The organism is Corynebacterium sp. KPL2825 (assembly GCF_037908445.1).
Classification (GTDB): Bacteria; Actinomycetota; Actinomycetes; order Mycobacteriales; family Mycobacteriaceae; genus Corynebacterium; species Corynebacterium kefirresidentii.
This window is the reverse complement of the sequence record NZ_JBBMGI010000003.1, coordinates 1-12,886: the sequence shown is the minus strand read 5'-3', so window position 1 is coordinate 12,886 and position 12,886 is coordinate 1. Positions and strand designations below refer to the sequence as shown.

Sequence of the window (12,886 nt, the reverse complement as noted above, 5' to 3'; positions counted from 1 at the left end):
CAGCGTAAAACGATGCCTGAGATTTCCTAAATCACTTTCACTTCCTATTGTGAGTCGGATAACATATTGCCATGGAAACTATTACACGCACCGACAGACTCATTCTCATCCCACTATCCGCTGCCAATATCGAAGAGACCCACAAGGTCTACAGCGACGGGCGAATTTGGAGCCACCGACCCAACGGGCGCTTTGCCGATATCCGCACCACCCGTGCATTCGCGCAATCCTCCTCCCAGTCGTGGGAAGCCCACCATTTTGGACCATGGGCCGCCTACATGCGCCATAATCCTTCTGAGTTCGTCGGAGTTGGTGGGGCCATTTTTGTCGAAGACGGAAATTTCTGGGACATCAAATACCGCCTCCGCCCTGCTCACTGGGGCTCAGGATTTGCTACAGAGATCACTTCGGCGACGCTAAAGAGCATTCACCAGGTTGATCCTGAATCCCCCATCACCGCCCGAGTGACGACCAACCACCCAGCAGCGATCCGGGTCATTGAAAAGCAAGGACTCCAAGAAGTGTGGGAAGGCCGCCGCGTAGGCACCGAGGACAACCCAGATGAGCCTGACGTACGCGTTTATTCTGACCGCGAGCTGACACCCGAGACGCTGAAGTTTATCCAGCAGCGTCCTTAGTCCCAGTTCGCGGCGGCAACTACCGCTGGGTCAACGTCCAAACCCGTCCACGAAAGGTCCAACTGGCCCAGCGCTTCTTCCTGTTGTGCGTCAACCGCCTTGGCCTTGTACAACTCCAAAAGAGCCAAGAAACGGCCCACAACTTGCATAGAAACCGTGCAATCGCGGGTCAGGGAACCAAAACTCATCCATTGACCGGCGCCCAGTAGCTTTAGGGTTTCCAGGATCTTGCCGGCTTGCTCTGGTACCGATACCGCCACGGAGTGCACGTGGCCGGTGGCCACTTCTTCCGGCGGCTTTGGGCGGAAGACTCCCGCGGCGAGCTCTGCGAAACTGGCTGGCGTATGGCCGAGGGAGACAGGAGGCAGTAGCTCCGCAAACTTCTCCTCGATAGCTACCGCCCGCGGATAGCTCCGCTGGGCCTCGCGCTGCCACTCCGCGAATTGGTCCGCTACTAGTTTATAGGCCTTATATTGCAAAAGACGAGCAAAAAGAAGGTCGCGCGACTCCAGCAGTTCCAAGTCTTCAATCTCGTCGACATCACCGCGAGGCAGGAGCCGCGCCGCCTTTAAGTCCAAAAGCGTCGCTGCCACCAGCAAAAAATCAGTGGTTTCATCCAAATCCGCAGACTCGCCCAGCTGCCGCGTATAGGCGACAAACTCGTCCGTTACCTCTGAAAGCGCAACATCAGTTACGTCCATCTTTTTGGACTGGATAAGCTGCAAAAGCAGGTCAAATGGGCCCTCAAAATTTCGCAGTGCAATGCGAAAGCCCGTAATCTCCGGCTGGGTCACGATACCTTAAACGGTCGAGCGCTCAATGACCTCTTTGGCCAGGTTGCGATACTGCTGCGTAGCAGGAGAGTTTGGCGCCCACGTAGTAATCGGCTCTCCGGCCACTGACGTTTCCGGGAAACGAACGGTCCGAGTAATTACGGTGTCAAAGACCTTATCGCCAAAATAGTCCACCACACGGGACATAACTTCCCGAGCATGCTTCGTGCGGCGATCAAACATCGTCACTAAGATGCCCATGACCTCAAGATCAAAGTTGATACGGTCAGAGACCTTTTCCACCGTGTCAGTCAATAGCGCTAAACCACGCAGGGAGAAGAACTCGCACTCCATTGGGATGATCACGCCCTGGGAACAGGCAAGCGCGTTGACGGTAAGCAGCCCCAAGGAGGGCTGGCAGTCGATGATGATGAAGTCATAATCGCGCCGCACTGGGCGCAGGGCCCGAGCTAGCGTGTGTTCGCGGCCTACTTCATTGACCATCTGAATTTCCGCAGCAGAAAGGTCAATATTCGCCGGTACCAAATCCAGGCCTGCTACCCCAGTGTGCTGGATAGCGGAGTGAATAGAGGTATGGCTATCGAGCATGACGTCATAGATAGTGTCCTCGATATCATCATGTGTGAGCCCCAAACCTGCCGAAAGCGCACCCTGCGGGTCAAGGTCAACCAAGAGGACTTTACGGCCATACTCAGCCAAGCAGGCTCCCATATTAATGGTGGAGGTGGTCTTACCCACGCCGCCCTTTTGGTTACACATCGAAATAATGGTGGCCGGCCCATGCTTTTCCAAGGGTGCGGGTTCTGGCAACTCGCGGATAGGACGACCGGTCAGCCCCACCTCTACATCAGAGGCAGAAAAGAGACCCTCTTCGCTCACAGTCACACCTGCTTCCTTGACGCCAAGTTCTGGACCATGACACTTGGCTTAGGGTTGATTACAACGTTGTCATTAAAGCGTACCCGCTACAGCAAGAAGGTACCGAGACTTAGTTTATATCAAGCTTTTAGCGTTGACTAGAACGTCGTTTGATTGCGGCCACTAGAGCGATCAGAACGATAAGTATCGCCGCAGCTGCCCCTCCGATAATCCAGCCCATATGCGAGCTCTCATTATCATCTTTGGGTTCTTCCTGTTGCCGCTTATCGAGGTTCTCTGACGCAGATTGATAATTAGGGTCCTGCAAAGTGACGATGAGGGCGGCACCAGAGCCATCGTTGCGCAGCAACTGCATAATGAAGGGATTATCAGGCGCTTCCCCCTCTGGATACGTCAGAGTGAGGGTACGTGATGAAGCATCCACGTCGCGCTTTACGCCTTGGATAATATTGCCTTCACCATCAAGGTAGCGCAGCTTAACGTCGTTTTCCTCCGTGTCCTTAAACTGCTGGTAGAGGTCGTAGGCCTGCTTGAGCCCCATCTTCGCGGTAATCGTATTGCCTTCGATATGAGATTCAAGGTTGACGTATTCCGCACCTTCAAGGTTGGCTTCCCCTGCCGACTTACGTTCCGGTTTTTCGCCTGGGACTACCGGGAGATTTTCGTTCTCTTTCGCCGGCGCGGGCTTTTCCGCCCCACCTTCGGCCCCCTTGTCTGCCGGCGGATTGCCGCCGTCATCCGGCCTATTCGGTGCCGGGCTCGGCGCTGGAGCACCCTCTGCACCGTCGATTTCTTCCTGAATGTCTTCCTGCTCCACCGAACCATCGGCTACCAGCGTGAGAGTTGCATTCATACCCTGGGCGGAGACGGGAACAGAGATTTGGCCGCCCTCTGGTGGGGCGGTGATGGTAGCAGAGGTACCAGAGGCAGAAACGTTCCACCCATCACCCGAGTAGCTCGCCTCGGCCGGCACTGGCAGGCTCACGGTCGTGGTTTCGCCGGCCGGAACCGGGATAGGCGCGGCTATAGCGGCTTCTACCTCCGGTGGCAGCTGTGCCTGCGCCACCGCGGGGAAAAGCAACGCGGTAGAAAGTACCGCGCCGGCTACACGAGTAGAAAACATATATGTCCTTTCTTAGGCACGGGGGTGAGCAGTGCGCCACACCTCACGCAAGGAGTCGGCAGTGACGTGAGTATATATTTGCGTTGTCGTCACGGATGAATGTCCCAGCAATTCTTGCACGGTGCGCACATCTGCGCCGCCTTCAAGCAGGTGCGTCGCAAAAGAATGCCGCAAGGTGTGGGGAGAAATGGACTTTCCCAGATCTACACGCTGTGCAGCTGTCTTTAACACCGCCCACGCGCTTTGGCGCGATAAAGCTCCGCCGCGGGTATTGAGAAACAACGCCGGCGTTGTGCCTTTGCTCAGCACCGGACGAGCCCGCACCAAATAGGCGTCAATGGCCTGGCGGGCATGCGAACCCAAGGGCACAATCCGCTCTTTGTCGCCCTTTCCGTGCAGGTGGATTACCTCTTGCGCGGAGGAAACGTCATCAACGTTTAGGGAGATTACTTCTGAGATTCGCGCGCCAGTACCGTAGAGCATTTCCAGCAGGGCACGGTCGCGCACATCCACCGGGGTTTCAGTGGGAATTGCCTCAATAAGGCCGCTGACCTCGTCCACCGATAATGTCTCCGGCAAATGCTGTCCAGTTGATGGAGGGGTAACCTCCACCGCAACATCGACGTCTACAACGCCTTCTGCCACGGAAAATTTATGCAACCCGCGGGCTACGATGAGAGCACGATTAGCCGAGGACGCAGCCATTTTTGACCGCAGATCCTTGAGATAAGCCTCCACCATAGGCCGCGTTACCGCGCGCAGGTCCTCTACCCCGTTGTCCTCCAACCAAGTGACATAGCGCCGAACATCACGGCGATAATTACTCAACGTATTGGCAGAAACGCCTCGCTCAACCGCTAGATGGTTAAGCCACGTCTGCGCTATATCTTCGACCGCGCTCACAGCTGCTTCAGGTCCGCGCCCGTGCGCCGGGCACTCATCGACGTCGGCCGCAACGTGAAAGGCTCATCCACGCTGCGGGTCGCCTTGCCACCGCGCAGCACTGCATAAGCCGCCAAAATGCCGCTGCAGGCGATGGAATTGACGATTTCGCCTCGCATTACCTTGTCGACGGCGTCCTCGAGCCGGACCCAAGCAACCTCCATATCAGCTTCTTCATCCCCGGTAGCCTCCATACGCGGCACCTCAGAAAGGTCGGAGGCTAAGAAAACACGGACCGCTTCTTCGCAGAACCCCGGTGAAGTTACCAAATCCGTCAGCACTGACCACGTCTGTGCGCTCAGACCAGCTTCCTCCTGTAACTCCCGCTTCGCGCCGGTTAGCTCATCTTCGCCGCGTACGTCGAGCAAACCTGCCGGTAATTCCCACAGGCGCTTGCCCACGCTGTGGCGATACTGATACACCATGGCAATGCGTTCGTCCGAGTCCAGTGCCACCACTGCCACCGCGCCTAGGTGCTCTACTACCTCGCGGAAGGCGGAAACATCACCGGGCATGACAACCTCGTCGCGGCGGAGAGCGAGAATGGGGGCGTCGACAAGCAATTGCGAGTCAAGCACCTTGAAATCATGCGCCATGAGCTATTCCTTTCCCGGTAGGGCAGAATCCGCGGTCTCTGTGGCACCATAATCGCCTTGACCACCATCGAGCTGCTCCTCGGTGGCCAAAATAACGGCAATGCGCTCGACTGCACGCTCGGTGCCATCGACCGTGGACAGCTTCGCATCTTGGTCGCGCACCTGGGCAAGTGCCTTATCGTCCTGAGTTTGTTTGGTACGCCCGCTAAACACAACAGAACCATTGACATCATCCAACCCGGTAACAAATTCCGCCAAAGCATCGGAAGGGTAGCCGCGCAGGCCATTGCCAGAGACGACGATAATGGCCTGGGCAGGAACGATGGTCCCATCCTCGTAGTCAATGAAGCCTTCGTCGCGCAGCTTATGGAGCACATCCGCACGCTCTTGTACTGATGCCATGGGCTTCGTGCTCTCAGGATCCATAGACAATGCAGTGCCGAGCACCTCACCGCTGAGCGCTCCCGCAGAATCCAGATCCTTGGTATCTGCCTTCTTAGGCGCAGTGTCTTTCAGGATGGGCAAAAGCTTGTCTTTAGTTTCGGGGCGCAAAAAGTCCTTGGTCAGCTTAATCTCGCCGGCCTCCGTGGCACCGGAAGTTTCCAAGAGCTTCCGGATTGCGTCCACGTCTCCGCCATTTGCATCGTCGGTGGTGACGATGAGCACGGGGCGCTGAGACAATGCCCCGTTTACTAGTTCCGCCCCGGAATCAGCCACGATTTTATCGCTCGCCTCATTTTGGGTCTGCAAAATCTTATTGTCCTGGACGACCTTGCGGTGCTCCTCACGGATCGGATCATCATCGGCCATGACGGTGGTCAGATTGGGAGCAATGATCAGGGCACCCAGCGCCACGCCTACTGCGGCGCCGAAGCCCAAGCCTGCTACTAGCTCAGTCTTTGCCATGCTCTATGCGCCCCCAAAGAGCCTGGACCAGGTTTCGCTGAGGTTACTTGCAAAGTCCTGACTTCCGCCGAAACCGACAATGAGGATAACCGCCGCAATGGCTACCAGGATTCCCAGCAGTGCCCACAGCCAGCCAAGGTTGGACGAAGGTGCACTGTAGAGGTTAATCACCGCATCCGCGTCAACCACCTTGGTGCCGGCCTTAAGCCGGGAAAGCACCGCCGACGGGTTGGTGCGATCCGCAAAAATATCATCAAGGTCTACCCCACCGCCTGCCTGCACGATGAGGTCTGCGCCGTGATAATCAGCAAAAAGCAGACCCAAATCGGTACCTGAATGCGTCGCTGCGGGAAAAGTCATGGCACCGATGCCGAGGTCGTGGATGCGGTCAAGGCCTTCTACCTCGCCCTCTGGATCCGCAGGAACAACCACACGGGCGCCACAACGCAGGGCCTCATCGCTGACGCCATTGGGATCACCAATGATGAAATCTGGCTTATACCCCTGTGCTAGCAACGAATCTGCAGCCTCTCCCACCGCAATCAGCAGCGGCTCATACTCGCGGATAAAGTTCCGCAGCTGCTTGAGCTGTTCGCGGTGTCTGTCTGTTGGCGAAAACAGCACGACCTTGCGGCCTGCGATCTCAGAGCCAGAAGCGGGAACCCCGAGGCCGTCGATAAGCAGCGGCCCCTCAGAGTTAATAAAATCAATGGAGTTGCCAAAGAAGGATTCCATGTGGTCAATCAGCGCACCCTGTGCCGCGGTAAAGTTCTTTTCTGCTCGCTCGCGAGTAACCACGCGGCCCGTGCCAAGAGCTTTATCACCGCTAAAGACGGTGCCATCCTCCCCGATTCGCGCCTTCTTTCCATCCTTGAACTCGGACACGAAGGACTGGCCAACGCCCTCAACGAGGGCAATGTCGGCGTCAAGCAAAATGTGCGGGCCATAATTGGGGACCGTACCGGTAGAAAACTCCGCCACGTTAATCACGGCGGAGGGTTTAAGGTCAACGAGGGTCTGGGCCTCGTGGCGAGAGATATTAGCCGCATCAATTACGGCGACATCGCCTTCACTAAATTTTTTCATCCCCTTAGCGCCCGGAGTGCAATCGCGCAGTGCACCAGGCTGCTCGGGGTTACGGGAAAACAGAGCCATGACCCCTATTGTGACGTGATTATTGTTTCTAGTGGGTTAGGCGCGCGGAAGCTTCTTGCTGTGCCCGCTCAAAAAGCTCCTGCGCGTGCGCGCGACCAGTCTCCGTATCATCCAAGCCTGCCAGCATGCGCGCCAACTCCTCCACGCGCTCGTCCTGCGAAAGCTCGGCCACACCAGAAGTGAATTTTTCCTTCGAAACATGCAGGTGTGCATCGGCATACGCTGCTACCTGCGGCAAGTGTGTTACCACGATAACTTGGTTGTGCACGGCCAAACGTGCCAGGCGGCGGCCAATTTCCACCGCCGCGCGTCCGCCCACACCGGCATCTACCTCATCGAAGACCAAGGTGGCGCCGTCCTCATCCGCTAGCACCACCTCCAAGGCCAACATGACACGGGAAAGTTCGCCGCCTGAAGCTGCAGACGCGATCGGCTTTCCGTTCAGCTGCAGCTCGGCCGCGTCCGCGCCAGTTTTAGAATATTTCGCCTGCGTCAACTCAACCGTCAACGTTGAATTCGGCATTGCTAGGCCGTGCAGCTCTTGCGTGACCTGCTCCCCCAAAGCCTTCGCCGCTTGCCGGCGCCCCTTTGTCAGCTCCCCAGCCCGCTCAACCATCACCGATTCAGCGTCCTTGACCTGCTTTTTCAATTCCTCTAGGGCTTCAGTTGAGGTATCCATGGATTCGAGCTTTGCTGCAGCTTCATCCCGCCAAGCTATAACTCCGTCAATATCCCCGGCATATTTGCGGGTCAGTGTACGAAGCTCCTGCTGGCGCTGCAAGGACTTTTCTAAAAGCTGCGGATCCGCCGGCAACCCGGCCAGATACCCTCCCAGCTCGCCGGAAATATCGCCCAGTTGTGAAGAAATCTCACTGAGCCGTTCGCCCAAGGCGGCCAATTCCTTGTCGGTAGTCCCCGCCAATGCCGAAACCGCCCGGCCCAGCAACGCCGAGGCAGCCTCTTCCAGTTCCTCGGTGCCGTCGATAGAAGCCAGTGCAACTTCCGCGGATTCGCGAAGACCGTCGACGTCTTGCAGCTTGCGAACCAGCTGCACCAGCTCCTCATCCTCACCCGGCTCCGGCGCAACGCCGTCGATCTCATCCACCGCGAACTGCAGGCGATCAACCTCTTGCGCGAGTTCGCGGCGCTGCTCTGTACGCCGCTTATAGTCCTTTGCTAAGCGGCGCCATTTTTTAAAAGCCTCGGTATAGCGACGGCGTACCTCGGCCAACGTAGGATCCGCACGGTCTACTGCACCCAATTGTTCCTCGGGAGCAAGCAAACGCAGCTGATCATTTTGCCCGTGGACCGTAATAAGTTCGCGCGCAAATTCGCCTAGGGTTGCCGCAGGCACCGCCCGACCACCCAAATAGGCCCTCGACCTGCCCGCGGCAGAAACCGTCCGGGAGACGATGTATTCTCCATTTTCATCGGGCTCCCCACCTACTGATTCGACCAACTCGCGGATAGAATCTTTCCCCGAGGAAAAATGCCCCTCTACTGCTGCTTTCTTCGCCCCATCCCGCACCCGGGAGGCATCCGCGCGTCCACCTGCTAAAAGCCGCAATCCAGTAACCACCATGGTCTTGCCCGCGCCAGTCTCACCAGTAAGCACGGTTAGACCAGTAGAGAGCTCCGCGGAGCTCTGGCTAATAACACCCAGGTCATTAATGGAAATATCGACGAGCACTACTTCTCCTTCGGCCCGCGCCACCCTTCTACGGGCAGGCGCAGCTTCGAGACTAAACGGTCAGTAAAAGGTTGGTCATCCAAGCGTACCCATCGCACCGGACGCGCGCCTCGCACTACCTCCACGCGAGCTCCTGGAGGCATGGCGAGCTCACGGAAACCATCCAAAATCACGGTCGCCGGAGTTGTACGCATGGTTGATTCAACGGCTACTAAAGAATTGGGCGAGACGACTAGGGGCTTAGTAAACAAAGCGTGCGCATTATTCGGTACTACCAAAATCGCGTCGAGCGAGGGCCACAGCACCGGCCCGCCAGCCGAAAACGCATAGGCGGTCGACCCAGTAGGCGTGGAGATGAGCACCCCATCACAACCGAAGGAAGACACCGGCCTGCGGTCAATTTCCAAAATTGCGTCCAATACTCCAGAGCGATTTTGGTTTTCTACCGAAGCCTCATTCAGAGCCCAGCTGCGATTGAGAAGGGTTCCTTCCTCGTCAAAGATGGTGACATCGATGGTGAGTCGATCCTCAATGCGGTACCTTTTGTCTATGACCCGCACTAAGGCCTGATCTAGGGATTCGACTTCCCACTCAGCCAGAAATCCCACATGCCCGAGGTTGATTCCTAGCACCGGAATATCCACAGAACGTGCCATATCCGCTGCACGGAGGAAGGTTCCGTCTCCACCGAGTACCAGGACTAATTCGCACCCCGAAGCCGCGTCTTCGGTGTGGGGGACGTGCTTTAGCCCAGGCAAGACCTTCTCGTCCGCACACACTCGAACAGTAATCCCGGCATCTTGTAGCAGCTCCGCTGCTCGCGACGTTGCCTGCAGGTTCTGCTCGCGGTTGGCATGAGGCACCAACAGGATCTCACGGGTCATTGCGGGCCTTCCTCGACTGCACGGTCAATCATTTCTTCTACTCTAGCCAGATCCGTGGGCGCGCCGTCCTTTTTCAGCCACAGGAAATACTCCACGTTGCCACTTGGCCCAGGCAGCGGGGACGCTACAGCACCGTGCATGCTCAACCCGAGCGACAGGGCAAACTGAGCGACCTCCTTGGTTACTTCCTTGCGCAATTCCGGTGAACGAACGACACCACCGCTGCCAAGGCGGTCCTTGCCCACCTCGAACTGCGGCTTCACCATGGGCAATAACCAGGCACCATCCTTTAGGCATTCCACAATGGCTGGCAATACGAGCCGGAGGGAGATAAAGGACAGATCTCCAACCATGCCGTCACAAGGGCCGTCGGTAAGCTCGAGCGTCAGATTCCGGATATTGGTACGGTCGAGAACTTTTACTCGATCGTCGTTTTGGAGGCGCCAGAGCAGCTGTCCGTAGCCGACATCCACAGAAAGAACTTCCTGCGCGCCGTATTCTAAGCACACATCAGTAAAGCCACCGGTAGACGCGCCGGCATCAAGAATGCGACCATTCATATCGACGTCGAACGCAGCCAAGGCGCCCAAAAGCTTGTGCGCACCGCGGGAGGCCCACTTATCTTCCTCGGACTCCTCCACCTTGATGGAGACCTCTGGTTCTACTATCGACGCCGGCTTTTGTGCCTTGAAACCACCGACCGTGACACGGCCGGACTTGATCATTTCCCGGGCCTGCTCACGAGAGCGCGCAATCTTCCGGCGCACCAGCTCCGCGTCTAACCTACGACGTTGAGGGGGCATTAATTCTCCTGCAATGCATCGCGCAACACATTGTGGGCGCGATCAAGCTGATCTACTTCAGCGGCCAAATCCGCTGCGTCTTCTCCAAGGATCTCTGCTACTTCCGCATCGATCTCTGCCGGCTCCTTGACAGCCCGAAAATCATGCGGCTTTACCGCCATTGCGCAACAACCCTTTCCGCACGCTCGCTTCGCGGCTGAATATAGCGGGGCGGTGACGGCATGGCCCATGCAACTTCCAACACGGTGCGCAATGCCTGAACGGAGGTAGATTTTTCGTCACCGCCCTCGAGCAGAAGATCATGTCCATCACACCGAGCAGTAAATCCACCCTGTGCTCCAGGTCGGGCAACAGAGACCGGCAAAGCCAGTTCATGCATACCTGCACCAATAAAGTTGGGGCGCGCCTCCACAGGTGCCTCAATAAGTTCTAGTTCCCCAGAAACACCGGTAAGCACATGGAAGGTATTCATGGCAGCAGAATTACCACCGGCAATATCGGTATCCAAACGGTCGCCTACAGCAAGCGGTTTTTTCGCACCAATTTGCTTCGCCGCAAAAGTAAACATGGCCGGCTCAGGCTTTCCAGCAGACACCGGCTCTACCCCGGTGGCGGACTGGATGGCGGCCACGAGGGAACCATTGCCCACGGCAAATCCCCGCTCGATAGGCAGGGAAGTATCTAGGTTCGATGCGAAAAACTTCGCTCCCTGGCGGATGGCCAGAGCCCCTTCAGTCAATTGCTCCCAGCCAACAGAACGGTCAAAACCCTGCACAACAGCGGCAGGCTTGTCATCAGCGCTGGAGACCACCTCAAAGCCCATCTCGCGGGCCAAATCACGGAAGGAATCAGCACCAATAATGAGGAGTTTCGAGGTGGCTGGCACCTCATCCGCCACTAATTGAAGGACTGCTTGGGCAGAAGTAACAATCTGCTGCGTGGTCGCCTCGAGCCCTATATCTGCCAGCATCTTCGACACTGCTTCTGGGCTGCGCGAAGCATTGTTGGTCACGTACACCGCCGGCACACCACAGGTATTGATGACGTCCACCACGTTAGAAAGTGGGCGGCCGCCTTCCCACACGGTGCCATCTAGATCGAGCAGAAGAGCATCGTGTTTGCTTAGAACCGTCACTACTTACACTCCTCTAAGCGCTCCGCTGCATCGGTCCAGTCGCCCTCATCAATCGACACTGCGTGTTCAAACCAATCCTTGGCCTCATCTTTCCGGCCAGCTTCCAGCAGTGCGTTGGCGTAGGCATAAGCCAGGCGGCATGCACCTATACCGCGTGCATCGCGATCAGGATGAGCGCGTTGGATAGTTACGACGGCAGACTCGGCTTGGCCCATATCTAAGCGGGCTCCGGCTAAAACAATCGCTAGCTCAATTTTAGATTCATCATCTAGGTCGGCCGCCTCATCCGTGCGCCCAAGCTCGAGCGCCTTTTCTGGGCGTCCCAAGCCGCGCTCACAGTCAGCCATTACGGCCAGCAGCCCAGGCCCGCCGGAAATACGCCGGGATGCACGCAATTCAGCGAGCGCTTCCTTCCACTCGCCAGCACGATATGCGGCAATACCATTGACCTCTCGGGCGATAGCCACGCGGCCGGCACGGTCCTTAGCAGCACGTGCATGGCGCAAGGCAAGCTTGGGATCGTCTTCCATCCAGGTCGCAGCCATGATCATATGCTTGGCGACGGCCTCGGAGTTCTCCTTCGAGAGCGATTTTAGGTCCTGCAGAACCATGGGATCCAAATCGTTGACATCCACCTCTGCCGGGATGTCTGGATCACTCATGCGACGATTGATGCGTTCCTCACGGTAACCGGAGCGTTGCGGCGAAAAAGACTTCTTCTTGCGAGAGTCACCCTTAAAATCACGGCCTTTGTTATTGCGTGGCTTACGGTCACGTCCACCTCGCCCGTTGTGATTGCGCTCCGACATTCAGCCCTACCCTTTCTTGGTTGGAACTAGCACAGAAATACCGGCCCTATTCTACAACCCCAAGCGAAAAAGCCGGAATTTAGATCCTCTTGCGCTGCCGCAGCGTGAGCCATACAGCGCTAGGCCAAACGCTCGCCCAGACCGGTTCAATGAGACGGCGATCGATCCTACTAGACGCAAATACATTGCCAGGACCACCCACAGTGGAAAGCCACTCTGCCCCGTAACGCCCCACAACTCTTCACCGCCGACCGGCCGCGCAGTTGTACGAGCGTGCAAAAGGACACTAGGAGGCTTAATCGCTCATTGCGTTCCTGAACGCTCCGCGGACGCCCTAGTGCCGTACTCCTGGCTTTGCAGATGAGGCCTTCCACCGGCCGGGAGGGCTGGTAAAACGCAAAAAGAAGAGGGCGGTGGTATACCGTCCTCTTCTTTGTTGTATTTTGTTGTGTTTTTGTTGTTTGGTGTCGGCGGTGACTTACTCTCCCACAACCTCCCGGTTGCAGTACCATCAGCGTGTGCAGGCTTAGCT

Annotated in this window: 14 protein-coding genes; 1 reads left to right on the top strand and 13 read right to left on the bottom strand. The window is 57.0% G+C overall.

The window, feature by feature from the left end; all coding sequences use genetic code 11:
• Nucleotides 1-71: 71 nt before the first annotated feature.
• Nucleotides 72-638 carry a GNAT family N-acetyltransferase gene (locus WMQ00_RS02980; protein WP_200287538.1) on the top strand — a complete coding sequence of 189 codons (567 nt, stop codon included), beginning with the start codon at nucleotides 72-74 and terminating at the stop codon, nucleotides 636-638.
• Here WMQ00_RS02980 and WMQ00_RS02975 read toward each other — a convergent pair.
• The 13 genes from WMQ00_RS02975 to WMQ00_RS02915 form a co-directional block, all read right to left on the bottom strand.
• Nucleotides 635-1,432 (bottom strand): segregation and condensation protein A, encoded by a 798-nt coding sequence (locus tag WMQ00_RS02975; protein WP_200287539.1) that lies wholly within the window; start codon nucleotides 1,430-1,432, stop codon nucleotides 635-637. The genes WMQ00_RS02980 and WMQ00_RS02975 overlap by 4 nt on opposite strands.
• A 6-nt stretch (nucleotides 1,433-1,438) precedes the next feature.
• Nucleotides 1,439-2,311: a ParA family protein gene (locus WMQ00_RS02970; RefSeq protein WP_034668724.1), complete on the bottom strand. Its 873-nt coding sequence runs from the start codon at nucleotides 2,309-2,311 to the stop codon at nucleotides 1,439-1,441.
• A gap of 127 nt (nucleotides 2,312-2,438) precedes the next feature.
• Nucleotides 2,439-3,434 carry a hypothetical protein gene (locus WMQ00_RS02965; protein ID WP_200287540.1) on the bottom strand — a complete coding sequence of 332 codons (996 nt, stop codon included), beginning with the start codon at nucleotides 3,432-3,434 and terminating at the stop codon, nucleotides 2,439-2,441.
• 12 nt (nucleotides 3,435-3,446) lie between these two features.
• The gene (xerD, locus tag WMQ00_RS02960; RefSeq protein WP_049360922.1) at nucleotides 3,447-4,337 is read right to left on the bottom strand and encodes a site-specific tyrosine recombinase XerD; all 891 of its coding nucleotides are present in this window, start codon (nucleotides 4,335-4,337) and stop codon (nucleotides 3,447-3,449) included.
• Nucleotides 4,334-4,972: an NUDIX domain-containing protein gene (locus WMQ00_RS02955; protein ID WP_200287541.1), complete on the bottom strand. Its 639-nt coding sequence runs from the start codon at nucleotides 4,970-4,972 to the stop codon at nucleotides 4,334-4,336. Before WMQ00_RS02955 ends, xerD begins: the two co-directional genes overlap by 4 nt.
• Before the next feature lie 3 nt (nucleotides 4,973-4,975).
• Complete coding sequence (locus WMQ00_RS02950) at nucleotides 4,976-5,878, bottom strand: copper transporter (RefSeq protein WP_340440658.1); 903 nt, start codon at nucleotides 5,876-5,878, stop codon at nucleotides 4,976-4,978.
• A gap of 3 nt (nucleotides 5,879-5,881) precedes the next feature.
• Nucleotides 5,882-7,033, bottom strand: a complete 1,152-nt coding sequence (gene steA / locus WMQ00_RS02945; RefSeq protein ID WP_239208314.1) for a putative cytokinetic ring protein SteA — start codon at nucleotides 7,031-7,033, stop codon at nucleotides 5,882-5,884.
• A gap of 28 nt (nucleotides 7,034-7,061) precedes the next feature.
• Nucleotides 7,062-8,723, bottom strand: a complete 1,662-nt coding sequence (gene recN / locus WMQ00_RS02940; RefSeq protein WP_340440657.1) for a DNA repair protein RecN — start codon at nucleotides 8,721-8,723, stop codon at nucleotides 7,062-7,064.
• The gene (locus WMQ00_RS02935; RefSeq protein ID WP_200287547.1) at nucleotides 8,723-9,607 is read right to left on the bottom strand and encodes an NAD kinase; all 885 of its coding nucleotides are present in this window, start codon (nucleotides 9,605-9,607) and stop codon (nucleotides 8,723-8,725) included. The genes recN and WMQ00_RS02935 overlap by 1 nt, the downstream gene beginning before the upstream one ends.
• On the bottom strand, nucleotides 9,604-10,410 hold the full coding sequence (locus WMQ00_RS02930; protein ID WP_023021615.1) for a TlyA family RNA methyltransferase: 807 nt from the start codon (nucleotides 10,408-10,410) through the stop codon (nucleotides 9,604-9,606). The genes WMQ00_RS02935 and WMQ00_RS02930 overlap by 4 nt, the downstream gene beginning before the upstream one ends.
• Nucleotides 10,410-10,571, bottom strand: coding sequence for a hypothetical protein (locus WMQ00_RS02925; RefSeq protein ID WP_005324658.1), 162 nt, complete (start codon nucleotides 10,569-10,571; stop codon nucleotides 10,410-10,412). Before WMQ00_RS02925 ends, WMQ00_RS02930 begins: the two co-directional genes overlap by 1 nt.
• Nucleotides 10,562-11,545, bottom strand: a complete 984-nt coding sequence (locus WMQ00_RS02920) for an HAD-IIA family hydrolase (RefSeq protein ID WP_200287549.1) — start codon at nucleotides 11,543-11,545, stop codon at nucleotides 10,562-10,564. The genes WMQ00_RS02925 and WMQ00_RS02920 overlap by 10 nt, the downstream gene beginning before the upstream one ends.
• On the bottom strand, nucleotides 11,545-12,354 hold the full coding sequence (locus WMQ00_RS02915; RefSeq protein ID WP_234288096.1) for a hypothetical protein: 810 nt from the start codon (nucleotides 12,352-12,354) through the stop codon (nucleotides 11,545-11,547). The genes WMQ00_RS02920 and WMQ00_RS02915 overlap by 1 nt, the downstream gene beginning before the upstream one ends.
• Nucleotides 12,355-12,886: the final 532 nt, after the last annotated feature.

Bases quoted from the DNA above. Each gene is read 5' to 3' on its own strand.
- WMQ00_RS02965 (WP_200287540.1), bottom strand. From the start codon at position 3,434: ATGTTTTCTACTCGTGTAGCCGGCGCGGTACTTTCTACCGCGTTGCTT.
- WMQ00_RS02955 (WP_200287541.1), bottom strand. From the start codon at position 4,972: ATGGCGCATGATTTCAAGGTGCTTGACTCGCAATTGCTTGTCGACGCC.
- WMQ00_RS02950 (WP_340440658.1), bottom strand. From the start codon at position 5,878: ATGGCAAAGACTGAGCTAGTAGCAGGCTTGGGCTTCGGCGCCGCAGTA.
- WMQ00_RS02915 (WP_234288096.1), bottom strand. From the start codon at position 12,354: ATGTCGGAGCGCAATCACAACGGGCGAGGTGGACGTGACCGTAAGCCA.
- WMQ00_RS02980 (WP_200287538.1), top strand. From the start codon at position 72: ATGGAAACTATTACACGCACCGACAGACTCATTCTCATCCCACTATCC.
- steA (WP_239208314.1), bottom strand. From the start codon at position 7,033: ATGGCTCTGTTTTCCCGTAACCCCGAGCAGCCTGGTGCACTGCGCGAT.
- WMQ00_RS02935 (WP_200287547.1), bottom strand. From the start codon at position 9,607: ATGACCCGTGAGATCCTGTTGGTGCCTCATGCCAACCGCGAGCAGAAC.
- WMQ00_RS02930 (WP_023021615.1), bottom strand. From the start codon at position 10,410: ATGCCCCCTCAACGTCGTAGGTTAGACGCGGAGCTGGTGCGCCGGAAG.
- WMQ00_RS02925 (WP_005324658.1), bottom strand. From the start codon at position 10,571: ATGGCGGTAAAGCCGCATGATTTTCGGGCTGTCAAGGAGCCGGCAGAG.